General features: G+C 65.4%; 25 protein-coding genes. 6 read left to right on the top strand and 19 right to left on the bottom strand.

From position 1 onward, the window contains the following. Nucleotide 1 precedes the first annotated feature (1 nt). The 3 genes from A9971_RS27560 to A9971_RS27550 form a co-directional block, all read right to left on the bottom strand. Entirely contained in the window at nt 2-1,189 is a 1,188-nt protein-coding gene (locus A9971_RS27560) for an MFS transporter (protein WP_183000219.1), read from the bottom strand. Between the two features lie 330 nt (nt 1,190-1,519). Further along, the gene (locus tag A9971_RS27555) at nt 1,520-3,106 is read right to left on the bottom strand and encodes an ABC-F family ATPase (protein ID WP_011061394.1); all 1,587 of its coding nucleotides are present in this window, start codon (nt 3,104-3,106) and stop codon (nt 1,520-1,522) included. 249 nt (nt 3,107-3,355) lie between these two features. Then, nucleotides 3,356-4,090 (bottom strand): alpha/beta fold hydrolase, encoded by a 735-nt coding sequence (locus tag A9971_RS27550; RefSeq protein ID WP_183000218.1) that lies wholly within the window; start codon nt 4,088-4,090, stop codon nt 3,356-3,358. Between the two features lie 359 nt (nt 4,091-4,449). Here A9971_RS27550 and lpxO point away from each other — a divergent pair, with 359 nt between their 5' ends. The 3 genes from lpxO to A9971_RS27535 all read left to right on the top strand — a co-directional run bounded on the left by lpxO (nt 4,450) and on the right by A9971_RS27535 (nt 7,169). Beyond that, nucleotides 4,450-5,349 (top strand): lipid A hydroxylase LpxO, encoded by a 900-nt coding sequence (gene lpxO, locus A9971_RS27545; RefSeq protein WP_011061392.1) that lies wholly within the window; start codon nt 4,450-4,452, stop codon nt 5,347-5,349. Between the two features lie 222 nt (nt 5,350-5,571). After that, on the top strand, nt 5,572-5,940 hold the full coding sequence (locus A9971_RS27540) for a hypothetical protein (protein WP_065364103.1): 369 nt from the start codon (nt 5,572-5,574) through the stop codon (nt 5,938-5,940). Nucleotides 5,941-6,017: 77 nt separating this feature from the next. Next, a complete protein-coding gene (locus A9971_RS27535) occupies nt 6,018-7,169 on the top strand; it encodes a PQQ-dependent sugar dehydrogenase (protein WP_011061390.1) in 1,152 nt (383 codons plus the stop codon). Nucleotides 7,170-7,465: 296 nt separating this feature from the next. Here A9971_RS27535 and A9971_RS27530 read toward each other — a convergent pair whose 3' ends face one another. After that, nucleotides 7,466-8,572: a GNAT family N-acetyltransferase/peptidase C39 family protein gene (locus A9971_RS27530; RefSeq protein WP_019093958.1), complete on the bottom strand. Its 1,107-nt coding sequence runs from the start codon at nt 8,570-8,572 to the stop codon at nt 7,466-7,468. A 93-nt stretch (nt 8,573-8,665) separates the two neighbouring features. On the opposite strand from A9971_RS27530, the gene A9971_RS27525 reads away from it, so the two are divergent. Next, nucleotides 8,666-10,252, top strand: a complete 1,587-nt coding sequence (locus A9971_RS27525; protein ID WP_015635682.1) for a RimK family alpha-L-glutamate ligase — start codon at nt 8,666-8,668, stop codon at nt 10,250-10,252. Between the two features lie 6 nt (nt 10,253-10,258). Here the strand turns inward: A9971_RS27525 and map are convergent, their stop codons facing one another. Continuing rightward, nucleotides 10,259-11,023 carry a type I methionyl aminopeptidase gene (gene map / locus A9971_RS27520; RefSeq protein WP_011061387.1) on the bottom strand — a complete coding sequence of 255 codons (765 nt, stop codon included), beginning with the start codon at nt 11,021-11,023 and terminating at the stop codon, nt 10,259-10,261. Then, nucleotides 11,020-11,220 carry a ParD-like family protein gene (locus A9971_RS27515; protein WP_011061386.1) on the bottom strand — a complete coding sequence of 67 codons (201 nt, stop codon included), beginning with the start codon at nt 11,218-11,220 and terminating at the stop codon, nt 11,020-11,022. The genes map and A9971_RS27515 overlap by 4 nt, the downstream gene beginning before the upstream one ends. Nucleotides 11,221-11,515: 295 nt before the next feature. On the opposite strand from A9971_RS27515, the gene ilvA reads away from it, so the two are divergent. After that, nucleotides 11,516-12,553 carry a threonine ammonia-lyase, biosynthetic gene (gene ilvA, locus A9971_RS27510; protein WP_077934158.1) on the top strand — a complete coding sequence of 346 codons (1,038 nt, stop codon included), beginning with the start codon at nt 11,516-11,518 and terminating at the stop codon, nt 12,551-12,553. A gap of 62 nt (nt 12,554-12,615) precedes the next feature. On the opposite strand, the gene A9971_RS27505 is transcribed toward ilvA, so the two are convergent. Both A9971_RS27505 and eco read right to left on the bottom strand, forming a co-directional pair. Further along, nucleotides 12,616-12,921 carry an NIPSNAP family protein gene (locus A9971_RS27505; protein WP_011061384.1) on the bottom strand — a complete coding sequence of 102 codons (306 nt, stop codon included), beginning with the start codon at nt 12,919-12,921 and terminating at the stop codon, nt 12,616-12,618. 27 nt (nt 12,922-12,948) lie between these two features. After that, nucleotides 12,949-13,425, bottom strand: a complete 477-nt coding sequence (gene eco, locus A9971_RS27500) for a serine protease inhibitor ecotin (protein WP_015635680.1) — start codon at nt 13,423-13,425, stop codon at nt 12,949-12,951. Nucleotides 13,426-13,942: 517 nt separating this feature from the next. Here eco and A9971_RS27495 point away from each other — a divergent pair. Further along, a complete protein-coding gene (locus A9971_RS27495; protein ID WP_183000217.1) occupies nt 13,943-14,206 on the top strand; it encodes a DUF1652 domain-containing protein in 264 nt (87 codons plus the stop codon). Nucleotides 14,207-14,330: 124 nt separating this feature from the next. Here the strand turns inward: A9971_RS27495 and A9971_RS27490 are convergent, their stop codons facing one another. The 11 genes from A9971_RS27490 to A9971_RS27440 all read right to left on the bottom strand — a co-directional run bounded on the left by A9971_RS27490 (nt 14,331) and on the right by A9971_RS27440 (nt 26,279). Then, on the bottom strand, nt 14,331-14,588 hold the full coding sequence (locus A9971_RS27490; RefSeq protein WP_011061381.1) for a DUF2790 domain-containing protein: 258 nt from the start codon (nt 14,586-14,588) through the stop codon (nt 14,331-14,333). A 154-nt stretch (nt 14,589-14,742) separates the two neighbouring features. Then, the gene (locus A9971_RS27485; protein ID WP_041118275.1) at nt 14,743-15,522 is read right to left on the bottom strand and encodes a carbohydrate deacetylase; all 780 of its coding nucleotides are present in this window, start codon (nt 15,520-15,522) and stop codon (nt 14,743-14,745) included. Next, nucleotides 15,519-16,643 (bottom strand): GNAT family N-acetyltransferase, encoded by a 1,125-nt coding sequence (locus A9971_RS27480; protein ID WP_183000216.1) that lies wholly within the window; start codon nt 16,641-16,643, stop codon nt 15,519-15,521. Before A9971_RS27480 ends, A9971_RS27485 begins: the two co-directional genes overlap by 4 nt. Further along, a complete protein-coding gene (locus A9971_RS27475; RefSeq protein WP_011061378.1) occupies nt 16,640-17,344 on the bottom strand; it encodes a GNAT family N-acetyltransferase in 705 nt (234 codons plus the stop codon). The genes A9971_RS27480 and A9971_RS27475 overlap by 4 nt, the downstream gene beginning before the upstream one ends. Further along, on the bottom strand, nt 17,341-19,269 hold the full coding sequence (locus A9971_RS27470) for a hypothetical protein (RefSeq protein ID WP_183000215.1): 1,929 nt from the start codon (nt 19,267-19,269) through the stop codon (nt 17,341-17,343). The genes A9971_RS27475 and A9971_RS27470 overlap by 4 nt, the downstream gene beginning before the upstream one ends. After that, a complete protein-coding gene (locus A9971_RS27465; protein ID WP_125063365.1) occupies nt 19,266-20,576 on the bottom strand; it encodes a lipopolysaccharide biosynthesis protein in 1,311 nt (436 codons plus the stop codon). The genes A9971_RS27470 and A9971_RS27465 overlap by 4 nt, the downstream gene beginning before the upstream one ends. Next, on the bottom strand, nt 20,573-21,571 hold the full coding sequence (locus tag A9971_RS27460) for a polysaccharide deacetylase family protein (RefSeq protein ID WP_161467123.1): 999 nt from the start codon (nt 21,569-21,571) through the stop codon (nt 20,573-20,575). The genes A9971_RS27465 and A9971_RS27460 overlap by 4 nt, the downstream gene beginning before the upstream one ends. A gap of 1 nt (nt 21,572) precedes the next feature. After that, the gene (locus tag A9971_RS27455; protein WP_015635674.1) at nt 21,573-22,709 is read right to left on the bottom strand and encodes a glycosyltransferase; all 1,137 of its coding nucleotides are present in this window, start codon (nt 22,707-22,709) and stop codon (nt 21,573-21,575) included. Then, on the bottom strand, nt 22,702-23,667 hold the full coding sequence (locus A9971_RS27450; RefSeq protein WP_183000214.1) for a glycosyltransferase family 2 protein: 966 nt from the start codon (nt 23,665-23,667) through the stop codon (nt 22,702-22,704). The genes A9971_RS27455 and A9971_RS27450 overlap by 8 nt, the downstream gene beginning before the upstream one ends. A gap of 144 nt (nt 23,668-23,811) precedes the next feature. Further along, nucleotides 23,812-25,182, bottom strand: coding sequence for an O-antigen ligase (locus tag A9971_RS27445; RefSeq protein ID WP_011061372.1), 1,371 nt, complete (start codon nt 25,180-25,182; stop codon nt 23,812-23,814). After that, nucleotides 25,179-26,279 carry a glycosyltransferase family 4 protein gene (locus tag A9971_RS27440; protein ID WP_169891601.1) on the bottom strand — a complete coding sequence of 367 codons (1,101 nt, stop codon included), beginning with the start codon at nt 26,277-26,279 and terminating at the stop codon, nt 25,179-25,181. The genes A9971_RS27445 and A9971_RS27440 overlap by 4 nt, the downstream gene beginning before the upstream one ends. Nucleotide 26,280 lies beyond the last annotated feature (1 nt).

Genomic DNA, 26,280 nt, shown 5'->3' with positions numbered 1-26,280 from the left:
CTCAGGCGCCGGCCCGGCGCTTGAGCATCAGGGTCAGGCCCAGGCCGGTCAGCGAGAGCAGGGCGGCGCAGAAGAAAATCCACGAATACCCCAGGTTCAACGCCACCGCGCCCATCAACGGCCCGGCGATGGCCAGTGCCAGGTCGAAAAACACCGCATAGGCGCTCAAGCCTGCGCCACGGCTGCTGTTGGGCACTTGCTTGATGGCCTCCACTCCCAGGGCCGGGTACACCAGCGACAGGCCGAAGCCGGTCAACCCGGCCCCCACCAGGGCCCAGCCGGTGGAGGGCGCCAGCCACAGCAGGGCCAGGCCCAGGGTTTCGACGCACATGCAGGCGATGGCCGAACGAAAGCCGCCGAAACGGCTGATGCAGGAGATGAACAGCAGCCGCGAAAAGATAAAGCACACGCCGAACACCGTCAGGCAATAGGCCGCGCCGGTCCAGCCGCGGCTGAGGTAGAACAAGGTGATGAAGGTGGTCAGGGTGCCGTAGCCGATGGAGGCCAGGCTCAGGCTGGCGCCAAAGGGCGCAATGCGCCCGAACACGGCCCAGAACGGCAGGCGCTCGCCGCGAATCACCGGCACCGAAGGCTTGTTGCGGATCAGCAGCAACGCCAGGATCGCCAGGATCGACAGGGCGACCCCCAGGCTGGCGAAACCGTATTGCTGGACCATCAGCACCCCCAACGGTGCACCAATGGCGATAGCGCCGTAGGAGGCAATGCCATTCCAGGAGATAGACCGCGCGGTGTGCTCCGCGCCGACCTGGCCCATGCACCAACTGATGGTGCCGACCCCGATCAGGCCCTGGGCCACCCCCAGCAGCAGGCGCCCGCCCAGCAGCACGGCGAGGCTCAGCAGTGGCCACTGGACGAGCAGCACCGAAACCAGGGTCAGCACCCCGCTGAGCAGAATCCCCAGCAAGCCGTAGATGATCGAACGCTTGGTGCCCACGGTGTCCGACATGCGCCCGGCCATGGGCCGGCTGAGCAGGGTGGCCAGGTATTGCGCGCCAATGGTCAGCCCGGCGACCACCGCGCTGAAGCCCAGCTGTTCGTGGACATAACCTGGCAACACCGCGATCGGCAGGCCGATGCAAAGGAAGGCGATAAAGGTATAGAAGACGATGGAGACGATCTGCAGGGTGATCGCCATGGAGCTTTGAGCGGGCGTTTGTGGCTCGGGCATGAAGGCTCGTTCGCGGGCGGCGGTTAGAGGCCTGCATCATCGCGTGCCGTGAACATAAAAGAAAGCAGGCTAACTATCTATTCCCCGCACCCGGTAGGCGCTGGCAGGAGCGGTGCAAGTCTTGCGGGCCTGTTCGCCGGCAAGCCGGCTCCTACAGAGGCCTGTGGGTTCGTGCCGGAACTGGCTTGCCAGCGAAGGCGCCCGCCGGGTGATGCAAGGCTGGCGGGCCTTTTCGTCGGCAAGCCGGCACCTGCGAGCGAGGGGCATACAAAAAAGCCCCGTCACACTGGACGGGGCTTTTTTGTTGTCGCTTACCGCTTGCCGCTGTCTTTAGAACATCACGCCCTGGCTGCGCAGGTAGTCGTCGTAGGTGCCGCTGAAGTCGGTCACGCCGCTTGGGCTCAACTCGATGATGCGGGTGGCCAGGGACGATACGAATTCACGGTCGTGGCTGACGAAGATCAGGGTGCCCGGGTAGTTTTCCAGGGCCAGGTTCAGCGCCTCGATGGATTCCATGTCCAGGTGGTTGGTCGGTTCGTCCATCACCAGCACGTTGGGCTTTTGCAGGATCAGCTTGCCGAACAGCATGCGGCCTTGCTCACCACCGGAAATCACCTTCACCGACTTGAGGATCTCGTCGTTGGAGAACAGCATCCGGCCCAGGGTGCCGCGGATCATCTGTTCGCCCTGGGTCCACTGGCCCATCCAGTCGAACAGGCTGACGTCGTCTTCGAAGTCATGGGCGTGGTCCTGGGCGTAGTAGCCCAGCTCCGCGCTTTCGGTCCACTTCACTGTGCCGGCGTCCGGGGTCAGCTCGCCCACCAGGGTGCGCAGCAGAGTGGTCTTGCCGATGCCGTTGGGGCCGATGATCGCTACGCGCTCGCCGGCCTCGACGGTGAAGCTGAAGTTCTGGAACAGGGTCTTGCCGTCGAAACCCTTGGACATGCGCTCCAGGGTCACCGCCTGGCGGTGCAGTTTCTTGGTCTGTTCGAAGCGGATGAACGGGCTGACGCGGCTCGACGGCTTGACTTCGGCCAGCTGGATCTTGTCGATCTGCTTGGCCCGGGACGTGGCCTGCTTGGCTTTCGAGGCGTTGGCCGAGAAGCGGCTGACGAAGGTCTGCAGTTCGGCGATCTGCGCTTTCTTCTTGGCGTTGTCCGACAGCAGCTGCTCGCGGGACTGGGTCGCGGCGATCATGTATTCGTCGTAGTTGCCCGGGAACAGGCGCAGCTCGCCGTAGTCCAGGTCGGCCATGTGGGTGCAGACACTGTTGAGGAAGTGCCGGTCGTGGGAAATGATGATCATGGTGCTGTTACGCGCCGTGAGGATGTTTTCCAGCCAGCGGATGGTGTTGATGTCCAGGTGGTTGGTCGGTTCATCCAGCAGCAGCACTTCCGGATCGGAGAACAGCGCCTGGGCCAGCAGAACTCGCAGTTTCCAGCCTGGCGCGACTTCGGTCATCGGGCCGAAATGCTGTTCCAGGGGAATGCCCAGGCCCAGCAGCAGCTCACCGGCGCGGGACTCGGCGGTGTAGCCGTCCATCTCGGCGAATTCGGTTTCCAGCTCGGCCACGGCCATGCCGTCTTCTTCGGTCATTTCCGGCAGCGAGTAGATGCGATCGCGCTCGGCCTTGACCTTCCACAGCTCCTCGTGGCCCATGATCACGGTGTCGATCACGGTGAATTCTTCGTAGGCGAACTGGTCCTGGCGCAGCTTGCCCAGGCGCACGTTCGGTTCCAGCATGACCTGGCCGCCGGACGGCTCGAGGTCGCCACCGAGGATTTTCATGAAGGTCGACTTGCCGCAACCGTTGGCGCCGATCAGACCGTAGCGGTTGCCGCCGTTGAACTTGACCGAAACGTTCTCGAACAGCGGCTTGGCGCCGAACTGCATGGTGATGTTAGCTGTGGAGATCAATTACTTACCTACCAATGTTTTAGCGCCGACCTTAAATCCACAGGGCGCGATCTGGAGCCTTCCAGGTCGGACCGGTATGGGTGTGGAACTGAGCCAGCGGGCGTACGTCGAGCGCAACATTCCGGCCAAGAGGCCAGGTTGCTGAGCGAAGAGTGCGGGGTGCATGTTGAAATTTGCGCGCATTGTCGCATATGTAAACGAGCAGTTGTATGACACAGGGGCAGGGATTTTAGCGCGGGCAGCCGATGCTCAACCCCTGCCGGGCATGGCAGCCGCTTCCAGCAGGTCGTTCAGGAAGTGCTGCAATTGCGCCGCTGCCGCGGCCGGCGCGGCCTGGAGCAGGCAGTGGGGCGCCTCGATCTCCACCAGCCGGGCGTCGCTGCGCAGTTGCCGGACCAGGGCCGAAGCCGATGGGGGCACCAAGCGATCCTGGCGGGCCCGCAGGTACAGCAGCGGCACCCGGCTGGCAGCCAGGGCCTGGCGTACATCCACGGCGATCACCGCCTGCAACCGGGCCTGCAGTACCTGCGGCGCCACTTGGGCGATCGCCGCCGCCAGTGCCTGACGCAGTGCCGGGGTGGAAAAGCCGCCCAGCAGCAGGGCATCCATGGGCCAGAACGGCAGGCGCTGCACCGGCAGTACCTTGAGCAGGGGCTGCAAAGGCGCAAGGCGCGGGCGCGGATTGCGCACAAAGCTGCTGCACAGCACCAAGCCCATCAGCCCTTCGGGATTGCGGGCGGCCACGCTCACCGCCACCGGGCCGGAAAAGGACTCGCCCAGCAGGATGAATCGCCGGTTCGTTGGGAGTTGCGCCATCACCCGCTCCACCAGGGCCGGGTAGCCCAGGGGCTGATCGCCGGGATAATGCAAGACCTGTACCGGCCAATGCTGGCCAAAGGCCTGGAGCAGCGGCTCGAACAGGGTGCCGGTGCCATCCATGCCCGGCAGCAGCACCAGGGTTGGCGGGAGATTGGGGTCGATCAAGTCGGGAATCCTTGCCGAAGAGGAGAGGGCAGCGGCGCGCAGGATACCTCGGCAAGGCCCGGCAACACAGTCCCTTGCGGGTCGCTACCGGCACCGAGCGGCTTTTGTTGAGCTGAATCAACAGCCGGCGCAATACCCGCATCTTTCAACGAAAGGAGCGCAGCTTTTAACAAATATGAGTTAACCATTGGTTACAAACTGTGGCTAAAATGCCAGCCGACGGCCAGATGCCGAGGGTCGAACCTGCGACGAAGAGTGTCGCCGGTTACGCTTTTTTCAACTCAGACGCTGCAATTTGCCTTTGGCCTTCCGGGCTTTCAGAGGCGCAGCATGTTCTCTTCTGACGTGTGACGATTTCCGTGAAACTCATCATTGCCGCTGTATACGTTTTATCCATTGCGTACGTACACCTGCGGGGGCGCGTGCGCCATAAACTGGGCCGCCAGCTCAGCGATCACTCGACCTTCCTGGCGCCCATCAACTGCTTCCTCTATCTGTTCTCCAAGTACCCCAACCGGCCGTACCTGGACCCGGCCGACTTCCCGGAGATGAACAAGCTGCAGGAACACTGGGAAGAGATCCGTGCCGAAGGCCAGAGCCTGCTGCAGGCCGGCGAGATCAAGCGCTCGGACCAGTACAACGATGTGGGTTTCAACTCCTTCTTCAAGACCGGCTGGAAACGCTTCTACCTGAAGTGGTACGGCGACAGTCACCCTTCGGCGATGAAGCTGTGCCCACGCACCACCGAGCTGGTGCAGAGTATCGGTTCGATCAAGGCTGCGATGTTCGCCGAGCTGCCGCCTGGTTCGCGCCTGGTTCGTCACCGCGACCCTTATGCCGGTTCCTATCGCTACCACCTGGGTCTTTCCACGCCGAACAACGAAGGCTGCTTCATCGAGGTCGACGGTGAGCGTTATCACTGGCGCGACGGCGAAGCGGTGATGTTCGACGAGACCTACATTCACTACGCGGAAAACACCACCGAGCAGAACCGCATCATTCTGTTCTGCGATGTCGAGCGGCCGATGAAGTACCGCTGGGCCGCTGCGTTCAATGGCTGGTTCAGCCGTACCGTGATGTCCGCCGCCGGCGCGCCCAACGATGCCGGTGACAAGACGGGTGGCCTGAACCGTGCCTTCAACAAGCTGTACAAGATCCGCCTGCGGGGCAAAGAACTGAAAAAGCGCAACCGCACGCGCTACTACCTGGAAAAGTGGGCGATCTTCGCTGCACTGCTGTTGCTGTTCATCTACATCTGACGTTGCTCCCCCGCGGTGTAGGAGCGGGCTTGCCGGCGAACGCATCCTTGAGCCAGAGGCATGGCCAAAGGGCCCGTTCGCAGGCCAGCCAGCGCTTGCAGATGAAGGCACCGTGGATACCGGGTGTTACATGTTCTGAAGGATTATTTAGTTAACAAAGCCGAACCCTGGGCGTAGCGTGGAATCGAATTCGATACCTTGTCGCTCCTCAGGAGGCTTTTCATGAACGGTCTGGCTCGCGGGTTTGCCGCACTCATCGCGCTGGTCTGGACCAGCGGCGCCGCCTGGGCTGGCGCCCCTGAAGCACCTCCCCCCCATCAACACCCCCTGCAATTGGCGCAGAACCTGCCCAGCAGCGGCAACAACGACCCCTACAGCAACCCCATCCGTCGCGCCAACCCCAACAGCATGCAGGGCACCCAGCCCAGCAGCCCGCCCGTGCGCGGCCCCAGCACCGCTCCGACCGGTCGCCCGCCAACCCTTGAGAACGGCGGCATCGGCAATGGCTACCCGCGTGGCGGGGTGCAGCGACCCAACCCTGATCCCCGGGTGCAAAGCCCCCGCGACAGCGATCCCGGCAACCGGCGCTGAAGCACTGTCCTGCCACCCCGGCGGCAGGTGCGAAACCTGCTACCGAGGATTTTCTCGATCGACAAAAGGAAGCGAGCATGTTGCGTAAAACCCTTATCGCCACCTTGTGCTCCAGCGTCTTGCTGGGCAGTGCCGTGCCCGCCATGGCCGCCACACCCCAGGCTTTTCCCAGTGAGCAGGGCACGCTGAACCTGACTCCGGTGGCCGCCGGCCTTGACCATCCCTGGGCCCTGGCATTCCTGCCGGACCGCCAGGGCATTCTGGTGACCGAGCGCCCGGGCAACCTGCGGCTGGTCGGCGCGGACGGCAAGCTTTCGGCGCCCCTGAGCGGGGTACCCAAGGTCTGGGCCAAGGGCCAGGGCGGCTTGCTGGATGTGGCGCTGTCGCCGGACTTCAAGCAGGACCGCATGGTGTATCTGTCCTATGCCGAAGGTGGCGGCGAGGGCGGGACTGCCGGCACCGCCGTGGGCCGTGGCCGTTTGAGCGATGACCTGAGCGGGCTCAAGGATTTCCAGGTGATCTTCCGGCAGGAACCCAAGCTGTCCACGGGCAATCACTTCGGTTCGCGGCTGGTGTTCGACCGCGACGGCTACCTGTTCGTGACCCTGGGTGAAAACAACGACCGGCCCACCGCCCAGGACCTGGACAAGCTCCAGGGCAAGATCGTGCGCCTGTACCCGGATGGTCGGGTGCCGGATGACAACCCTTTCGTCGGCCAGGCCGGGGTGCGCCCGGAGATCTGGAGCTACGGCCACCGCAACCCCCAGGGGGCGGCGCTCAACCCCTGGAGCGGCACCCTCTGGGAGAACGAACACGGGCCCAAGGGTGGCGACGAGATCAATATCATCGAGCGCGGCAAGAACTACGGCTGGCCTCTGGCGACCCACGGCATCAACTATTCCGGCCAGCCGATCCCCGAGGCCGTGGGCCAGACCGCGCCCGGCACTGTGGCGCCGCACCATGTGTGGGAGAAGTCCCCCGGCATCAGCGGCATGGCCTTCTATGACAGCGACCGCTTCAAGCCCTGGCAGCACAACGTGTTCATTGGCGCCCTGGCCAGCCAGGAGCTGATCAGGCTGCAGTTCAACGGTGATCGGGTCGAGCACGAGGAACGCCTGCTGGGCGGGCTCAAGGCGCGTATTCGTGATGTGCGCCAGGGCCCGGACGGCTACCTCTACATCCTCACCGACGAGGACCAGGGCACGCTGTACAAAGTCGGCCTGCAATAGCCCCGGGCTCCCTTGCAGGCGCCGACAGGGGCCGCGCAAGGCTTGCGGGCCTTTTCGCCGGCAAGCCGGCTCCTATGGGGGGCGGCTGCGAGGCGTATCTGGCTGCTGTAGGAGCTGGCTTGCCAGCGAAGGAGCCGACAGGGGCCGCGCAAGGCTGCGGGCCTTTTCGCCGGCAAGCCGGCTCCTACGGGGGGCGGCTGCGAGGCGTATCTGGCTGCTGTAGGAGCTGGCTTGCCAGCGAAGGCGCTGGCAGGGGGCGCGCAAGGCTGCGGGCCTTTTCGCCGGCAAGCCGGCTCCTACGGGTGGGCTCGCGGGGGGAAGAGGATCACCGCGGCGCGCAGTTTGCTGCTGCCGAAGCTGCACATCTTGGCGAACTCGCCGTGACTCACCGGCAGGTGCTGGCAGTCCAGGGGCTGGCGGTGCTGGCTGTGGTCGACATCCGGGTCGTGGAGGTAGACGAAGTCCTGGTCGCAGTCGGTGACTATCACCCAGTGCGGCGCCTTGGAGCGGGTCAGGCGATAGCTGCTGATCAGCACCAGGGGCTGGCCGCCTTCACGCAACAGGCCGGGCAGGTCCAGCGGCCCGCCGAGCACCTGCTGCACTTCGCTGGCATCCAGTTCCTTGCAGAACTCATCGTGGACCAGGCGCATGACGTCCTTTTTATGTTCGTCGCGCACGCCGTTGAGAAACAGCGGCCCGCTGCTGTTGACCTGCAAGCGCACGGCAAAACCGCGGCGCCAGGCCGCCAGGGCCAGGCCCTGGGGGCTGCAGCCACCATGGCCCGAGGTCATGAAGACGGTGGTGGCTTCACGCCAGATCTGCAGTTCCTCCCGACGCTCCAGGGGCCGTGAAGGTTGCAGGGCGCCCATGGCCATCAGCAGGCAGGCGGGGCCGCAGGTGAAGTCGGTGGTCTGCTGGTAATAGGGCACGCGGATGCTGCGGGTCTCGCGGTGCTGGAGGATGCGTTTTTCCAGGCGCAGGGCGTCGGCGTGGTCCTGGTAATAGTCGGGGACCAGGGCGAAGCGCCGGTAGCCGTTGCGCTCGTACAAGGCGATGGCCGCAGGGTTGTCGGTGCGTACCTCCAGGCGCAGGTAGGCGCAGTCATGGGCCAGGGCACAGGCCTCCATGCGTTGCAGCAGGCGCTTGCCCAGCCCCAGGCCCCGGGCGCTTTCGGCGATGGCCAGGGAATACAGGCGCGCCAGGGAGGTGCCGCGATGAAACAGCACCAGGGCATACCCGAGCACCTGCGCCTGCTGTTCGGCCACCAGCAGCTGCCCATGGGCGCGGCTGATCATCCACTGGAAGCTGCGCGGGGTCAGCCGGTCGCTGGTGAAACATTGTTCTTCCAGCGCCACCAGCGCCGGCAAGTCCTCGAGGGTTGCAGTGCGAAAGACAAGATCCATATGACCGCCGTAAAAGTTGCGTAATGAAACGAGACTTCAAAAAAAGTTCGTGCTTAATAGAAAGGGTCAGGTTCTTCAGCGAGAGCGAACTTTATGTCAGCGGTACAAGGTCATTGGCGAGAAGTATCCGGGCAAAGTTTGCCGGCGACAATCACTTCCTCAACTAATATTGCCCGGCTGGACAAAACCTCAAGCCAGGTAATCATTATTGTCGAACGCAAGGAAGACTGGGCCTCGTACTTTCCCAGCGACGACATCCTCACGGCCCAGGAGTACCTCGAACACAGCCGCGAAAGCGCGCCCGGCAAGCGCGTCCAGGTGATCAACCTGTGCCGCAGCTACAAGTACCTGGGGCATGGCTACTATTGCTCGCTATTGGCTGAAGCCCGCGGCCACCGGGTGATTCCCTCGGTGCGCACCATCAGCGAACTGACCCGCAAGGCGCTTTACGGGTTGGCCCTGGATGATCTCGACAAGAGCCTGGAAAAGGCCCTGAGCAATCATCTTTACCGCGATACCGAAGGCTTTACGCTGACCCTCTACTTCGGTCGAACTCATATAGAGCCCTTGCAGGAACTGGCTCGGCAATTGTTTGAACTCTTCCCTTGTCCGATCCTGTTAGTTGATTTCAAGCGAACTAACAGTTGGCACATCGAAGGCGTCAAGTCGGGGGCGCTGCATAAGTTGCGCGAAGATCAGGAAGATCAGTTCGCCAACTCCCTGGACAGTTTCAGCCGTAAGGTCTGGCGGGTTCCGCGCTCCCGGCAAGTGGCCCGTTATGACTTGGCCATTCTCCATGATCCCCAGGAACTGCTGCCGCCTTCCAACCCTCGGGCGCTGGAGAGTTTCATTCGCGTGGGCAAGGGCCTGGGCATCGATGTGGAACTGATCGAGAAGAAGGACTATTCGCGGCTGGCCGAATATGACGCGCTGCTGATCCGCGAGACCACCAGCGTCGACAACCACACCTACCGTTTTGCCAAGAAGGCCGAGAGCGAAGGGCTGGTGGTGATGGACGACCCGGCGTCGATCCTGCGCTGCACCAACAAGGTCTACCTCAGCGACCTGCTCAAGGGCCATCAACTGGGCATGCCCGCCACCGAGATTCTCTACAAGGAGCGACCGCAGGATTTCGAGCGGGTCGGCGAGCGCCTGGGTTTTCCCCTGGTGCTGAAGATCCCCGACGGCTGTTTTTCCCGCGGAGTGATCAAGGTCGAGAGCCAGCAGGCCTTGATGGAAGCCACCGCCGAGCTGTTCGAACACTCGGTACTGCTGCTGGCCCAGGAGTTCTTCTACACCGAGTACGACTGGCGCATCGGCGTGCTCAACCGCAAACCGATCTTTGCCTGCCAGTACTTCATGTCCAAGGGCCATTGGCAGATCTACAACCACAAGGCCAAGGGCCAGGACATCAACGGCGAGTGCCGCACCCTGGCGATCCACGAAGCGCCCCGGGCGGTGGTGGATCTGGCGGTGAAGACCGCCAACCTGATCGGCGACGGCCTGTATGGCGTCGATCTCAAGCAGTCCGGCGACAAGGTGGTGGTGATCGAGGTCAACGACAACCCCAACCTCGACGCCGGCATCGAGGATGCCTACCTGCAGGACGATCTCTATGCCCTGGTGCTGGAGGAGTTTGTCCGCCGCCTGGAGCTCAAGCGGCGCGGCCAGGCCTGGTAGGGGCCTTCATTGCGGTTGCAGGGTCAGCACCTCGAAGCCGTCCCGGGTCACCGCCACCGTGTGTTCCCACTGGGCCGAGAGGCCGTTGTCGCGGGTGACCACGGTCCAGCCATCCTTGAGCCCGCGGACCCGGGCGCTGCCCTGGTTGAGCATCGGCTCGATGGTGAAGACCATGCCCTCGCGCAGCTCCAGGCCGGTACCGGGGCGACCGAAGTGGAGGATTTGCGGCTCTTCGTGCATCTGCCGGCCGATGCCATGGCCGCAGTATTCACGGACCACGCTGTAGCCCTTGGCTTCGGCATGGGCCTGGATGGCATGGCCGATATCGCCCAGCCGGGCGCCGGGGCGCACCACCTTGATCGCCGCCCACATGGCCTCGAACGTGGTGTCCACCAGGCGCCGGGCCTTGGGCCCGACAGTGCCGATCAGGTACATCTTGCTGGAGTCGGCGATGTAGCCGTTCTTCTCCAGGGTGATGTCGATATTGATGATGTCACCGTCCTTGAGCACGGCCTTGGGGTGGGGCATGCCGTGGCACACCACCTCGTTGATCGAGGTGTTGATGCAGTAGGGGTAGTTGTACTGGCCCTTGCTGGCCGGGCGCGCCTTGAGTTCATGGCGGATCAGGTGTTCCACCGCGGCGTCCAGCTCCAGGGTGGACAGGCCGGGGGCGACAAAACCGTCGAGATAGGTGAACACCTGGGCCAGCAGCCGCCCGGCTTCGCGCATCAGCGCCAGTTGTTCCGGGGTCTTGATCAGGGCCTGGGTCATGCGCGCCCCCTGAGCAGGTCGGGTTTGTTCAGCAACAGCTTGTTGATCAGGTCGTTGTAGGCCAGGTGAGGGTTGAGTTCGGCCAGCAGGCCGATCTTCATCCAGAACTCGGCCTGGGCATTGATCGAGCGGTCCATGGCGGCGCTGGCCACGCGGATCTGCTCGTGCAGTTCATCGGAGATCTTGACGATGCCCATGGGGGGCCTCCCTTGAGGAAATATACGAATCATATATGTTTCGTATATTTGGCTTCAAGCCACGGTGCCCAATGGCAGACGTCGTCGTTCAAGGAGGCCGGGAAAAAAGCGTTGACCGGAGCCTGCTGGCGCGAGTAATTTCCAGCCCATGACTTTCCCTGCATATCGTTCCCAGCCAAGCATTATTACCGCCATTCCTTATTGGCGGGCTTGCTGACGACTGCACCCAACCCGCCCTGGAGGCGGGTTTTTTCTCTCTGTCTCCCGGGCTTCGTACACAGCCAGGAGATCCACCATGAGTCGCCCCAGCCGTTCTGCCACCCCCCAGTCCAGTGCCGACATGGCGTTGCTGGAGCGCTACGTGAAGATGATTCTTGCGGCGCCGGTCTACGACCTGGCGATCCGTACGCCGTTGCAGGCGGCGCCGGCGCTGTCCGAGCGGCTGGGCAATCAGATCCTGCTCAAGCGCGAAGACCTGCAACCGACCTTTTCCTTCAAGATCCGTGGCGCCTACAACCGCCTGGCGCACCTCACCCCGGAGCAGAAGCTGCGCGGAGTGGTCACCGCGTCCGCCGGCAATCATGCCCAGGGCGTGGCGCTGGCGGCGCGGGAACTGGGGATCAAGGCAAGCATCGTGATGCCCGCCAGCACCCCGGAACTCAAGGTGCTGGGGGTGCGCAGCCGCGGCGCCGAGGCGATCCTGCATGGCCAGAGCTTTCCCTTCGCCCTGGAGCATGCCCTGGATCTGGCCCAACGCACCGGCAGTACCTTTGTTTCACCCTTTGATGATCCCCATGTGATTGCCGGGCAAGGCACCGTGGCCATGGAGATCCTGCGCCAGCAGCAGGGCGAACTGGACGCGATCTTCGTCCCGGTCGGCGGTGGCGGGCTGATCGCCGGGATCGCCGCCTATGTCAAATACCTACGGCCACAGATCCGCATCGTTGGCGTCGAGTCCGAACATTCCAACTGTCTGCAACAGGCCCTGGCGGCAGGGCAGCGGGTGGTGCTGCCTGAAGTGGGAACCTTTGCCGACGGCGTTGCGGTGGCGCAGATCGGTGAGCATGGTTTCCAGATCTGCCGGCATCACGTGGATCAAGTGATCAGCGTCAGCAACGACCAGCTGTGTGCGGCGATCAAGGACATCTACGACGATACCCGCTCCATCACCGAACCCTCGGGCGCCCTGGCGGTGGCGGGCATCAAGGAATACGTGGCGCAAAGCGGCGTCCGCGGCCAGACCCTGGTGGCGATCGACTCGGGCGCCAACATCAACTTTGACAGCCTGCGCCACGTCGCCGAACGCGCCGCCCTGAGCAACGCCGCCTTGTAGGAACAGACCTGCCAGCGAAGGCGTCCGGCACAGCGATGCAAGCTTCACCGGCAAGCCGGCTCCTACGACAGCAGAGGGCGCATGAAGCTGCGTTCGTAGCTGAGGATGAAGCGCTTTTGCACCACCGCCGCTACCAGGGCCACGCTTTCCGGGTCACTGAGGGCGCTCTGGCGGTAGGCTTCGTAGTCCGCCAGGGAAGGAAAGCTGAACAGGCAGTAGGCGATGTTGCTGGCACCTTCGGAGGGCAGGAAATAGCCGTGGTGGGTGCCGCCCAGCCGCCTCACCACCGCGATCCAGGCCTTGGAGTAGGCTTCGAACTCGGCCAGTTGGTAGGGGTCGATCACGTATTTGACATGGCAGGTAATCAAGGGAGGCACTCCGGCTGGGGGGATGGCTTATTCCTGGCGGGCGTTTTCTGTCTTGTCCGCGGCGCTCCACAGGCGGTAGCGCACTTCCACGTCCTTGGGCGCGTAGATCACGATCGGCAGCTTGCTGTTGTAGCGCAAGACGAAGCCGTCACCGGTCACCGGGACGAAATCCTCGCGGGTCTTGCCGTCGGGGCAGGCCATCCGCGTACTTATCGGGCCGCTGACCTGGTCCAGGCGGTAGTAGGGATAACCCCAGCCTTCGAGGTTCTTCTCTAGCAGTTTGCCGCCCAGGCGCTGCAGGTTGCAGTCCACGGTGAGGGTCTTGCCGGCGAGGATCTCGACCTTGTAGCGGTCTTCGTGCTGTTGCTTGGGCAGGTGGATGACCTGGCGGGTGAAGCCGTCTTCGGCCTTGGGGTAGGGTGCGGTGTCTTCGAGCTTGGCGGCAAAGGCCTGGGCGCAGAGAGCCGAAAGCAGGGTGACGCTGGCAAGGGGGAGCAGACGCATGAAGCCTCCTGGCTGATTGAAAGCGCGATACACCCGTTTGAGTGGGCGCCTTGGGGAAAGTCCGGCCCGGGCATTCTGACCGGCGCCCGAGGCGCAATGCAAACGTCCTGGGTAGCAGGGCATTTTGCAAGGCCAACTGCCTGCTTTCTTGCACTTTGCACGGCTGCTCGTGCGCCGCATGCCGATTTCGCAGGGCCCTGTGGCGCTGCCGGCCAGGCACGTTTCCTGCTGCTTTATCAATCAGGCCCGCGATTGAGCAAAACCTTGAAACAAGACCAGTTGCACGCAAATGGAGGGATAGGCCGGCGGCCGGTATGGGCTGGCAGCCAACCCAGCGAAAAACCCCGGTGCTCAGAGCGAAATCGAATTTAGCAGCCTCGGGAAAGCGGCTTAGTCTGTAGCTTGGCTCCGTCTGCAAGGATCAAGACCGGGCCCGGATCACTACCGAACACGGACGTCATTGTTGTCAGGTTGTTTGCCTATTGATTGGCCGTCTCGAACAAAGGAGAGAGTCGCCATGTTTCTATCTGCCCTTGAACTGCGAAATATCATTGAAAGCAGCTTTCTGCCCAAACGCTGCCAATGCACCCTAAGCCCCGACCTGTCGATGACCGTGAAGGTCTTCCGCGACCATCAAACCGACCGGGTCGATCTGGTGGTTACCGGCATCGATGCCTCGCAGCTCAACGGCTGTCGGGAAATCAACGAGCTGATTGCCGAATTGCGCTACGACCTGGCGCACAACCCTCGCCAGGTTGCCCCTCTGCGGCGTGCATTCTAGGCGCCTTCGGGAGTAGGGAATTCAACAGGGGGGCCGCCAGGCCGCCGCGAAACCCGGCTTGCCGATCGGCACCGGGCGTGATGAGGGGCCGCAGCGCGGCCCCGTGTGAGCGTGTTGCACAGCCTCAATTATCGGTGGTGCACGCATCCGACATCTTTCTGTAGGTGATTTCCTCGGGCTTGCCCTGGTTGTCGATGAACTTCATGTCGGCGGTGATCACTTTGCACTCCTGGGTCGCAGGTTCGGTCATCGAGATCACTTTGCCCACATGCAGCGGCATTCCATAGTGGTAGGGCACGGCGGTGGTGCTGTCTGCCTGGGCCAGGCCACTGAGGGCACTCAACAGCAGGGCGGTGGCAGTCAAACCGATACGCAGGTTCATGGCAATTCTCCGATGCAGGCTACGTCAGTTCCGCGCCAATCAGGCGTTAGAACTTGCCGCGCAGCGCTTCAGATTGTTCTGAACTAGCGCGGTCAATGACACTTTTAGCCTGACGGATTAATTGCCGATTAAATTGCATAGGGAGCTAATGTTTTTACAGCTCGCTGTAGGCAATGCGTTGATACCCGGGCAATGCCTGTTGCAGCAGTTGTTCCAGAGACTGCTGCGCCGGCAGGTAATCGTCACCGAAATCACCCTCGGCCAGCTGGGTCGGGTGGGCCACCACTTCAATCACGCCGGGCGGGCGAAAACCTTCCAGCAGGTCCCTGGGCGTGCACACGCTCTGGGCCCCGGCCCCGCACAACCAGCGGATACGCAGGTTGAGCGCGCTCTTGAACAACCGCTTGAGGGGCCCGATGTTGCCCCCCACATTGCGCGCTAGGCGCACCGGCACCCCTTGCTGCGCAGCGAAGCGAGCGACGATGGCTGCCACCGGCCACAGGTTGTGCACGTGCTGGTGGGAGTCGATATGGCTGGGCCGCACACCCTGATCGACACAGCGCTGCCACTGGGCCTGCAACTCCTCGCGCACCGCCTCGGCCGCCGCGGCCGGCAGGCGCAGGGCCGAGCGCCGCAGGTTCAGGTCGAACTGCCCCTGAGGGTCACAGAACAACGGCTGGTGGCGCATCGCCGGGCTCAGTGGCGCGCCGTAGGTGAGGTTGAAATGCAGGCCGATGCGTCCCAGCAAACCGTGCTGCTGGGTCAGTTCACAGGCGTCGTTGAACGCCGGCATGTTGGCCATCAGGGTCGCCGAGCTGATCACCCCTCGCTTGAAGGCGCGCAGGGTCAGCTGGTTGTAGTCCAGGTCGAGACCGAAGTCGTCGGCATTGACGATGACCCGGTGGGCCCGGGCGGCAGTCAGGGGGCGGTTCATGGGCGGGATCCTTGTACGGTGTTGGCCTGGCGCCGTTCGCGCCAGGCCTTGAGGCGCGGCTTGAGCCACTGCCAGATGCGTTCGGCGGTACCGGCCAGCAGCGCTCGCGGGCGCCAGGAATAGAAGCTCCAGCGCTGGTGTTCCACCAGGCCGCTCATGCGTTCATGCAACTGATGGCTGGAGCGGCTGAGGCTGACCCGCGAGGCATCGACCCACTGCCAGCCTTCGTCCAGCCCCCAGCGGATCCACTCATCCAGCAGCAGCCGGCCGCTACCCAGGTTCTTGTATTGCGCCAGGAAGGCGATGTTGTAGTCGTACAGGCGGCCGCGCTCCAGCAGGCCGAGGCGATAGCTGATGCAACGGCCCTGGTGTTCCAGCATCACCACCCGCACACAACCTTCGGCGGCCAGGCCGCGCAGGGCGCTGGCCATCCATTGCCAGCGCAGCTCCCCGGAGAAGATCCCCAGCCCGTCTACGCCTTTCCAACTGGCCTGTTCCACCTCGCGGAGCATCTCCAGCACCCCGTCCATGCCGTCGGCCTGGGGCGCCATGCGGATCACCCGAGCGTCGATTTCCGCGCAGCGTTTCGTCGCCCGGCGCAGCTCGTAGCGCAAGGTGCCGGTGGCTTCCTCGCGGTCGCTGTCGACAATCAGGTGTTCCGGCGCCCGGCAGCTCAGGGCCTGTTCGCTGTACCAGCTGGCCCGGCGCCAGGGCGCCAGCAGGCCCTCTGCATCCACCAGTTCATGAAGTTGCAGCAGGTCATGGGGCAGTTGCCGGCGGATCTGCTCCAGCACCTCGGGCATGGCGCCTTGCGCCGGGTCCGCGACCAGCAGCGCCAGGCGGTCGCTCAGCGGATGCCCCAGGTGGCGTACCACCTGCAGGCGCAGGCCGGCCCGGGTTTCGCGGCCCAGGGTCAGCGGCAGGCAGAGCACCAGGCGCTGGCCGTGCCAGCCCAGGAGGATCTGCAAGTGCCGGTGATCCAGGGCCCGTTCCGCCCCCTGCAGCCAGCTCAAGCGATTGAACGGCGTGGCCTGTGGCACTTGCTGGCGCAGTTGCTCATAGGCCGCCACGGGAAAGTCCTGGGTGCAGAGGCTGGCGCACCATTGCCAACGCAGGCTCACGAACGTTCCTTGTCGATAGGGCTGGAACCGCTGGGCTGCTGTGCCAGGCGCCCGCGGCGCAGGTGGTGCAGGCGTGTCTGGTGGTAGGGCCGGCGGCGGTGGAAGTGCAGGCAGCGCAACAGGCAGTAGACATGCAGGGATTCACCCACTTCCTGGAACCCCAGGCGCATGTGCATCTTCAGCGCCGGCTCGTTGCGCACGTTGACCAGGGCCCGGGTGGCCTTGAAACCGCGCTCGCGGTATTCGTCCCAAAGCAGCTTCTGCGCCAGGATCACCACCCCCGAGCCGCGATACGGCACCGCGCACTCTCCGGCGAACTGATACAGGCAGCCCGGCGGGATGCGCATCCAGCAGCGGTACAACTGGTCGTCGTAGTAATCGCGCTCGCTGATCCACACCATCATCATCACGTTGCCGTCTTCATCCAGGTGTGCGCTGCCGCGGCTGCCTTTGTCCAGCAGGCCGCGAATGGCCGGCAGTTGCGCCTTGAAGTACTTGTCGAAGGCCGGCAGCAGCTCGCGGGTGATGGGCACCTGGGGCCAGCGGCCGGGGTTGATGGGGCAGGGCACCGGCAAGGCCAGGGAACGTTCCAGGGTCAGCAGTTCCCAGTGGTAATAGAAGAAGCGTTCACGCAGCACCCGCAAGCTGCCACGCAGGCCCTTGCGGCGGATTCTGGCCAACAGGCCGGTCAAGCGACTCATAGGGTTTTCCAGGTCAAGGCAAAAAGGGTTTCACCGGGCACCTGCAACTGGGCCCGGCCATTGCTGCACTGCACGGCGGCGGAGCGGCTGTGCCCGTCGGCGCCGAGCAGCTCCAGGCTCGGGCCGGCCTGGCAGATCTGCTCGGCGCCGTCCAGGTCGATGGTTTGTGCGCGCGGGGTCTTGGTCACGCCCAGCAGGCTGTGGCGCGGGCCATCGCGCAGTGCCAGGGCATCCACCTCGAAGGCCGGGTTGTCCAGCGCCTGGACCTGCCCCAGCCAGTGCTGCTGGATGAATTGCTGGGCCACGGCCACCGGCTTCAGGCTGAAGCGCTGGGCGTCGTGCTGGGCCAGCATGCCCTTGGGGTACTCGGGCTCATCGGCGGCCTGGAACCAGTTGAGCATGTCCAGCAGGCCGTCCTGGGAGGCATTGGCCACCACCGACATCCACCACAGGGCGGCGTAGTGAGTGTCCTGCTGATAGGGGCTCAGGTCCGGGCCGCTGGAGATATTGGTCTGGCTCAGCAACAGCGCCTTGCGCGGCCGGCCCAGGTCATCCAGGCCCACCAGGTCGGCGGCGGCGCGCACGCTGGCGCGGTAGTGGCGGGTGGCCAGCAGGTCGCGGACCATCCACTCGTGCCAGGCCATGGCGTCGATATCGGCGCCGTGGGCCTCCAGCAACTGGCGCGCCCAGTCGATGCCGCGGCGCTGCCCGGCACCGATGCGAAACGGCCCGTCCAGCAGCCGCGAACTGACCGGCATGGCAATGCGCACACCTGCGGCCCGGGCCTCGGGGTTGGCCTTGACGTGCTCCAGCATGCGCCCGAAGTAGCTGGCGAACACGGCGTAGCTGGGGTAGTTGAGGTTGGGTTCGTCGGCGAACGCCAGGTAGTGCAGGCCCTGGTTGCCCAGGCGCACGCTGTCCGCCAGCCAGGCGTCGAGGCCGGCGAAGCTCTGGCTGTCGGCTGCCAGCACCGCACGGCGCCCGGTGCCCGCCAGCAGGGTGATGTCGCGGTCGATCTTGAACGTTTCGCGGTACAGCCGGCGAAAGCCCAGCTCGCGCTGGGGTTCCTGCTGGATCACATCGACGAAGCTGTAGAAGTTGGCCGCCCGCGGCCCCAGGGCCCGCAGCAGTTCAAAGGTCGACTGCGGCGGCTGGGCATAGGGCAGGGCGATCCCCAGGTGCGGGCTCGGGCCGCGCATCTGCGGCTTGAGGCTCAGCTCGACCCGGCCCGGTGTCCATTGCAGCGGGTGCAACTGGCGCAGGTCCTGGGCGAACAGGTTGGCGGTGCCGTCGAGCCAGAACGCCACCTTGCCCGAGCCGCCCAGGGACAGGCGCCAGACCTCGTCCTGCTGGGCCACCGGCAGCGGGATCTGGTCGAACTGACCGTACTGCGGGTGCTCCACCAGCTTCAGGCGCAGCAACTGGTGGTCACTCAGGCGCGTGGCCTGGAGCACGCTGACCCCACCGTAATACTTGCCCGCCAGTACCGCCTGCTCTCCGGCGGCCACGCGAAAATACAGCTCCACGCCACTGGGCACGTCGGCGCTGAAATGCACCTTGGCCGGTTCGAACTGGGCCCGGGTGGCGCTGTCGTGGCTGACCTTGAAGTTGCGAAAGCTGTAGCCCGGTACCTGCAGCCGGTAGTCGCCCTGGGCCGCGGGCAGTTGGACTTCCCGCTGGCCGTAGGGTTGGTCGGCGCGAATCTCCAGCTGTTGCAGCAACTGGCCGTCCGGGCGCAGCAGGTACAGCTGCTCCTGGTTGGCGTCGCTCTGCCAGGCCGGGCTCCAGCGCAGGTGCAGGGTGTCGCCGGCCTCGGCTTGCAGGTACAGGCTGCCGTCGCGGATATCGCCCCATTGCAGGGGCGCGGCGTGCAGGGCAGTGGCCGCCGAGATCAGCATCAGGGCGAGCAGGGAACAGGGTTTCATTGAAGCCTTTCCTTAGGGCGCAATAACTGGCGCACGTAGACGATGTCTCCAGGTAACAGGATCAGGGTGCGGTACCAGGCCACACCGCTGAGGTGGCAATACAGGCCGAGCATGGCCAGGCTCACCGCGAGGTAGGCGATGGATGAGGCCAGGCCGGCGCCGACGATGCCCAGCGACGGGATCAGCAGCGCATTGAGCGCCAGGTTCAGCAGGGCGCCACCGGCCAGCAGCAGCGACAGCGTGCCGGGGCGCTGCTTGCCCAAGAGGTCCAGGCGCAGGATGCTCGCGTAGCACAGGCCGAACAGCCCGGGCAGCAAGGCCAGCAGGGCACCGTAGGCCGGGGCGTAGTCGGCGCCGAACAGGGTGACAATCAGCCACTGGCCGATCAGCGCCATGCACAGGCAGGCGCCGAGCATCACCGTGGCGGTCAGGCGCAGGGCCAGGGCGGTCAGTTGCTCGATGCCCGACCCCTGTTGCAGCAGGCGCTTCATCAGTGGCGTGGTCACCGCCTCGGGAATGATCAGCAGCAGCTCGGCGGCGGCGCTGGCCATGGCGTACCAGCCCAGGGCCGCGGGGTCGAGCAGGGCACCGATGAACAGGTAGTCCGAACGCAGCATCAATTGTTGCGACAGCACCCCGGGGTGGCTCTGGGCGCTGTAGCGCAGCAGCTTGCCCTGTTCCCCGGCCTGCCAGCGCAGGCCCAGGTCGTGGAAGCGTCGCAACCAGCACCAGCCAACCACCACCACCAGCAAGGTGCCCCCCAGCCAGCTGACCAGGGCCGCCGACAGCGGCTGGTCGCGCCAGATCCACCACAGGCCGACGAACAGCAGCAGCGGCACCAGGGATTCCAGCAGGCGCAGTGCATTGAAGGCTTCGACCCGGCCATCGGCGTTGTGCAGGGTCAGCAGGCCGCTCTTGAGCACGGTGATGGGCACCGCCAGCAACAACAGCCAGGCCAGGTCCCCCAGTTGCAGGCTCAGTTCCCACTGGCTGCCCAGGGTGTTCATCAGTGCCAGCCCGGCCAGGGTCAGCAGGCTGGCCAGCAGGCAGCCGTACACCAGCACCTGGGTCAGTAGCAGGCCCATGGGCCGCTGGCGCGCGGCTTCATAGCCGACCGCGGTGTTCAGCCCGCCGCTGGTCAGGGCGGCAATCAGGTCCGGCAGGGTGCTGAGCAGGGCGAACAGGCCGCGATCCGCCGGGCCCAGCAAGCGAGCCAGCAGCACGTTGCGCAGCAGCCGCAGGCCGATCATCGCCAGGCGCGTGCCCATGCTCAGGGCCAGGTGCCAGAGGTAGCCGCCGCGCTTCATGCCCGGGCTCCCTGCAGCAGGCGCCAGGCCAGCAAGCCGGGGCGGGCGGCGCTGGCGTGGCTGACGTCGATGCGTGGCAAGGCCAGGAGCGGGTTGCCACTGGCCTCGATCAGCCCGGGGCGGGTGCCCAGGGCGTAACGATAACCCAGCCCGGCGACGGCGGCGCGCACCTGGGCATTGTGGTCGCCATTGGGGTAGCAATAGACCCCCAGCGGCGCCTGGCAATGGTTCTGCAACGCCTGATGGGAGCGTTGCAGATCCGCTTTCAGCGCGGCCTCGTCAAGGCCGGTGAGAATGGCATGGCTGGCGCCGTGGGGCCCAAAGCGCACCAGTGCCGAACGCTCCAGGCGCTGCACTTGGGCCCAGTCCAGGCTGTGGGGGCCGTGCTCGTTGGGGCAACTGTCGGCCAGGGCCTGGAGGGTGGGCCCGGGCAGGGTCTTCAAGCGTTGCAGGTAGCGCCCAAGGAGCCGGCTGCGGGCGTCGCCATCGCCCGGCTGCAACAGCTCGGCCGCAGGTGCCAGTTGCAGCGCCTGCAACTGTTCCAGCAGCGGCCTGGCCGCGGCGCTTGCGGGCCGCAGCCAGAGCGTTTCGCCGATGGACTCCCACCAGAAGCCCTGGGCGCTGCCGATGAAGTCGGTGGAGAGGAAGATGCTCGCCGGCATCTCGTAGCGCTCCAGCAGCGGGTAGGCCACCTCGGCGTTGTCGCGCCAGCCGTCATCGAAGGTCAGGGCCAGGCGCGGCCGGTCACCGCCGGGGTATTGCAGCAGGTGATTGAGCGGCACACAGTCGAAATGCCGCCGCAGCCAGCGCAGCAGGTGCTCGAACTGGCGCTGGCCGACGCACAGTGGCGCCCGGTGCGGCCGGCGGGCGGCCTGCTCGTCGGCCAGCACCCGGTGCAGCATCAGCACCACCCCGGCTTCGCTGAGGCGGGCGCGGCCGACGCTGTGCAAGTAGACGCTGCCCAGCAGGCGCTTGAGGTTGAGTTTGAGGTTCATGTCAGCGGTTCTGTTGTGGGTTCCACAGGGCATAGCGCTGCCCGCGGAGAAATTGCCAGAGGCCCATGCTCATGCCGGCCATTGTCACCAGTACGAAACCGGCCAGGCGAAACACCTTGGGCAGGCGCCCGCGGCGGTCCAGCAGGCCCATGATCCCGGCGCCGTAACCCAGCACCTGGGCCAGCAGGGCCAGGCTGTAGAAGGCGCCGGCATTCCACAGCAGCAGGCTGCTGACCAGCAGTGGCAGCAACAGCACCGGGGCCAGGCGGCGGATCAGCTTGTGGCTGATCAGGGCGATGGCGTAGGCGCCGTGGCGCAGTGGGTTCATCAGCTCGCGGCGCTGGGCCAGGCTCTGCAGGCCGCCGACGGTGACCCGCAGGCGCCGCCGGTACTGCTTGCCGGCTTCGTCCACGCCCTGGTCCAGCACCTGGGCCTCCTCGACATAGACGATCCGCTTGCCGGCCACCGGGGCGCAGGTGCTGATGAAGAAGTCATCGTTGACCTCGGCCGGAACCCGCTGGAACAGTTCGCGGCGCAGGGCCAGCAGCGCGCCGTCGGCGGAGACCATGCAGCCGGTGCGGTTTTCCGCCTGGCGCAACCAGGCCTCGTAGTGCCGGTACAGGCTGTCTCCCAGGCTCAGGTTGTGCCCGGGGTCGGGGATGATCATGTGCCCGCCACAGGCCCCTACCTGCGGGTCGGACAAGGGCGCCAGCAGCTTGCCCAGGGTGTCGTGGGACCACTGGTTATCGGCGTCGGTGAACACCAGGATATCGTTGCGCGCCAGTTCCACCGCGGCGTTCAGCGCCCCGGCCTTGCCCACCCGGGGCAGGTCCAGGACCACGATCCGTGAGTCGCGCACGCCCAGGGCCGTGGCCACGGTGTCGTCGCTGGAACCGTCGCTGGCGAGGATGATCTGCAAGTCGGTGGCCGGGTAGTCCTGCTGCAACAGGGTGCGCAGCTTGTGCTCGATGTGCGGGCCTTCGTTGTGCGCGGCGATGATCACGCTGACCGACAGCGGCGCGCCTTCCTGCACCGGCCGCGGCCTGACGAACAGGCTGAGCAGGGCCAGCAGCAGGGGGTAGCCGACCCAGGCATAGAAAGGCAGTAGCAGGCACAGCCAGAAAAGTATTTTAGCCACGGTCAGGTCTCTCGGCAGAACGGTTGAACAGGGCCTGCACCAGGGCCAGGGCGCCCAGGTGCAGGCGCACCCAGTGCAGCAGCCAGAGTTGCAGGACGAACAGCGGGTCGCGTTGGCGCAGGCCCTGGCGCACGGCCAGGGCCAGGGGCGCCAGCGCCCCCAGCAGCAGGCACAGGCCCGCGGCGCCGGGCAGGCCCGCGAGCAGGCACAGCAACGCCACGAGGCTGAGCAGGGCGCAGGCCAGGCACAACAGGGGAAAGCGCAACAGGCGCAGGCTGAGGCCGCTGCCCTTTAGCAGTTGCACGTGGCTGCCCTGGCGCCAGCGTTCCTTGCCGGCCCATTCGGCCCAGCTGGCCTCGTAGCCCCAATGCAGCACCTGGGGCTGGGGCAGGCTCAACTGGCGGGCGCCGGCAGCGTGCAGGCGCAGGCCGAAATCCTTGTCCTCGCCGGTGCGCAGCTGTTCGTTGAAGCCGCCGACCCGTTCGAACCAGGCCCGCTGCAGGCACAGGTTGGGGGTGGGCATCCACGGCAGTAGCCGGGGTTGCGGGTCGCCGGCCAGGCTGCGGCGCTGCCAGGCCCGGGCGAACCAGGGGGCGCTGGCGGGTGCCGCGCAGTCCAGGGCGAAGACCTCGACACGCTGCTCGGCCTGGGCCTGCTGCCAGAGCTGCAGCCAATTGCCGGGCACTTCGATGTCGGCGTCGAGGAACGCCAGGCTATCGCCGGTGGCCACCGCCGCACCGCGGTTACGCAGGGCGCCGATGCCGATGCCCGGGCACAGCAGCACCCGCGCGCCCAGCTCCCGGGCCCGTTGCGGCCCCTGATCGGTGGAGCCGTTGTCCACCACTATCAGTTCGCAGTCCAGGGTCGCCGCCCGGGCGGCGCGCAGCACGCTGTCCAGGGTGCGGGTGATGTGACGCGCCTCGTTGTACATGGGCACGATCACGCTGATCCTTTGCATCTTTGCCTCCCTTGGCCAGATTGCGTTGTTGTCGTGGGCGCCGGGTGAGGGCGCGGTGTTGCTGTTCTGTCGGTGCTGCTCCTGGGGGCCAGAAGGCCCTTCGGGCCTTGTCGCAGCCTGGGGCAGTGGCTACACGCGGCGTTGTCAGGCCGGGGCCGGGCGCGGTACGGGAGCGTCTTCTGCCTGCAGGCGCAGGACGCTGGACAGGGCCAGGAAGATCCACAGGTACTTGTGGTTCGGCGCGCTGAGAAACAGCAGGAACACCGCCATGGCCAACAGGCTCAGGCCCAGGTGGGTGGCGATATCGGCCTGTTCGCGCTGGCCCCGGGCAAGAAAGCCCTGGCGCGCCCGTTCGAAGTTGCGCAGGCCCATCAGCATCAGCGCCACGAAGCTCAGGCCGCCGGGAATGCCCAGCTCGCTGAACAGCTCCAGGTAGGTGTTGTGGGCCCGGCGGAACAGGTCCGGCTCGTTCATGTTTTCCGAGAAGCTGCTGGCAAAGCCGGTCTGCGCGTAGTGGATCGGGAAGGTCCCCAGGCCCGAGCCCAGCAGCGGGTTCTGGCGGATCATCTGGCCGCCCACCACCAGGTAGGAGGTGCGCCGGCCCAGGGAGGTGTCCGCCGAGTGCGCGCCGGACTTGAGCATGCTCAGGGACTGGATCCGCGCCACGTACTCCGCCGGCAGCACGGCAATGCCCAGGGGAATGACGATGGCCACGGCGAACATGGCGAAGCCCAGGTGCTTGGGCCGCAGGCCCTTGAGCCGGTCGCGGTAGTGCCAGACGCCGATGGCAATGGTGAACAGCACCACCAGCAGGCCCGAGCGCGAGTCGGTCTTGGTCATCCCGGCCATCAGGGTCAGGCTGATGCCGACCCAGAACAGCCGCACCGGCCAATGGGGCGAACGCAGGGCGAGGAAGATCGCCGGCGGCACCGCCATGGCGATCAGCAGGGCGAAGTAGTTGGCATCCTGCAACAGGCCGATGGCCCGGCCGCCCACCTGGTACTTGGCCGATACCAGGGCGATCACACAGGTGATGGCCACGCTCACCGCCAGCAGGCGGCAGAGCATCAGCAGGTTGACTTCCCGGGCAATCAGCAGGGTGACGAAGAACAGCACCAGGCCCACTGCCAGCTCCCGCAGGCTGTCCAGGGACACCAGCAGGTTCTCGCTGTACAGCATGCTCAGCAGCAGGCACAGCAGGAATGGCCCCAGGGCCCGCCACAGGTTGCTGCGCAGGCGGCTGTCGGGGATCTGCCGCAGCAGCAGCTTGAACAGCATGATCAGGATCAGCGAGGCGCCCAGCAGCTTGGCCCCGGAGAACGCGCTGTCCTTGAACAGGCCTTCGAAGGGCACCAGGGCGCAGATCCCCAGCAGGCCCCAGCCCGGGCGCCGGTACAGCAGCGCCAGGCCGAACAGCCCGACCACCACCAGCGGCGCAAGAAACGGCCAGGGGCTGGCCAGCAGCAACAGTGCGGCCAGGCCCAGCAGCAAACCCAGGAACGGAGCGGCGATCATACTCGGGAGCTCTCTCTGGCGACGCGGTACAGCTCATCCCAGCGGCGAGCCAGGGTGGGCAAGTGATAGTGCTTGCGCTGGGTGACCTGGGCGGCCTTGGCCAGCTCCCCGGCCAGTACCGGGTCGTCCAGCAACTGGCCGATGCAGCGCCCCAGCCCGGCACTGTCCAGGGGCTTGGCCAGCAGGCCGTTGTGCCGGTGCTGCAGCACATCGGGAATCCCGCCCACGGCAAAGGCCACCACCGGGGTGCCGGCCTGCATGGCTTCGAGCAGGATCATCGGTGTGCCTTCGGTGCGTGAACTCAGTACCAGCACATTCAGGCGCTTGAGCCAGGGCTGCATGTCGTTCTGATAGCCCGGCAGCAGGATGCGCGTGGCCAGCCCGGCTTCGTTAATGCGCTCGCGCAGGGCCTGGTTCTGTTCACCATCGCCCAGCAGCACGGCCTTGAGCGCAGGGCGCTGCTGGCACAGGCCGATCAGCGCATCGAGAAACAGGTCCGGGCCTTTTTCCGCGCTCAGGCGCCCGACGAAACCCACCAAGGGTTCCATTTCGTCGCGGCGTACTTCGGGCTCGCGCAGCGGCGGCCCGTCCAGGCTCGCCGGCAGTTCCAGGGCCGGTTCCGGCAGGCCGTTGGGGATCACCCGCAGCTTGCCCTCGGCGACCCCCGCCTCCAGGTGCAGCAGGGCAATGCTCTGGGCCACGCAGGCTACCCGGCGCACCCGGCGGCTGCGGCACAGGCGCAGGCTGAGCCAGGTGTAGAGCTTCTGTTTCAGGCTGCGCGGGGTGAAGCCGTGCTGGGTCATGACCAGGGGCAGGCGCAGACGCCGGGCGCAGACCCAGGCAAACACCTGGGCCTTGAAGTTGTGTGCGTTGAGCAGCCCAGGCTGTTGCCGCAGGTGCGCCAGCAGTTCCTGCAGGCAGTGGCAGTTGTGGCTCGCCACGCCGGCCTCGGCGAAACGCTGCAGCAACGTGTCGGGGGCATTGATGAACACCACCCGATGCTGCCCCGGGGTGCCCAGGCAATGATCCAGCAGCATGCGCTCGGCACCGTAGAAACCGCCGCTGTGGATCAGGTGCACGATAGGCTGCGCGGCCATG

Source organism: Pseudomonas sp. UME65, from assembly GCF_014170225.1.
GTDB lineage: Bacteria > Pseudomonadota > Gammaproteobacteria > Pseudomonadales > Pseudomonadaceae > Aquipseudomonas > Aquipseudomonas protegens.
This window is presented reverse-complemented; position numbering and strand designations above follow the sequence as displayed.

Coding starts and splice junctions, on each gene's coding strand:
- A9971_RS27560 (WP_183000219.1), bottom strand. CDS start 1,189: ATGCCCGAGCCACAAACGCCCGCTCAAAGCTCCATGGCGATCACCCTG.
- A9971_RS27540 (WP_065364103.1), top strand. CDS start 5,572: ATGAACGGTCTGGCTCGCGGGTTTGCCGCACTCATCGCGCTGGTCTGG.
- A9971_RS27535 (WP_011061390.1), top strand. CDS start 6,018: ATGTTGCGTAAAACCCTTATCGCCACCTTGTGCTCCAGCGTCTTGCTG.
- A9971_RS27530 (WP_019093958.1), bottom strand. CDS start 8,572: ATGGATCTTGTCTTTCGCACTGCAACCCTCGAGGACTTGCCGGCGCTG.
- A9971_RS27525 (WP_015635682.1), top strand. CDS start 8,666: ATGTCAGCGGTACAAGGTCATTGGCGAGAAGTATCCGGGCAAAGTTTG.
- map (WP_011061387.1), bottom strand. CDS start 11,023: ATGACCCAGGCCCTGATCAAGACCCCGGAACAACTGGCGCTGATGCGC.
- A9971_RS27515 (WP_011061386.1), bottom strand. CDS start 11,220: ATGGGCATCGTCAAGATCTCCGATGAACTGCACGAGCAGATCCGCGTG.
- ilvA (WP_077934158.1), top strand. CDS start 11,516: ATGAGTCGCCCCAGCCGTTCTGCCACCCCCCAGTCCAGTGCCGACATG.
- eco (WP_015635680.1), bottom strand. CDS start 13,425: ATGCGTCTGCTCCCCCTTGCCAGCGTCACCCTGCTTTCGGCTCTCTGC.
- A9971_RS27495 (WP_183000217.1), top strand. CDS start 13,943: ATGTTTCTATCTGCCCTTGAACTGCGAAATATCATTGAAAGCAGCTTT.
- A9971_RS27490 (WP_011061381.1), bottom strand. CDS start 14,588: ATGAACCTGCGTATCGGTTTGACTGCCACCGCCCTGCTGTTGAGTGCC.
- A9971_RS27485 (WP_041118275.1), bottom strand. CDS start 15,522: ATGAACCGCCCCCTGACTGCCGCCCGGGCCCACCGGGTCATCGTCAAT.
- A9971_RS27475 (WP_011061378.1), bottom strand. CDS start 17,344: ATGAGTCGCTTGACCGGCCTGTTGGCCAGAATCCGCCGCAAGGGCCTG.
- A9971_RS27470 (WP_183000215.1), bottom strand. CDS start 19,269: ATGAAACCCTGTTCCCTGCTCGCCCTGATGCTGATCTCGGCGGCCACT.
- A9971_RS27465 (WP_125063365.1), bottom strand. CDS start 20,576: ATGAAGCGCGGCGGCTACCTCTGGCACCTGGCCCTGAGCATGGGCACG.
- A9971_RS27460 (WP_161467123.1), bottom strand. CDS start 21,571: ATGAACCTCAAACTCAACCTCAAGCGCCTGCTGGGCAGCGTCTACTTG.
- A9971_RS27450 (WP_183000214.1), bottom strand. CDS start 23,667: ATGCAAAGGATCAGCGTGATCGTGCCCATGTACAACGAGGCGCGTCAC.
- A9971_RS27445 (WP_011061372.1), bottom strand. CDS start 25,182: ATGATCGCCGCTCCGTTCCTGGGTTTGCTGCTGGGCCTGGCCGCACTG.
- A9971_RS27440 (WP_169891601.1), bottom strand. CDS start 26,279: ATGGCCGCGCAGCCTATCGTGCACCTGATCCACAGCGGCGGTTTCTAC.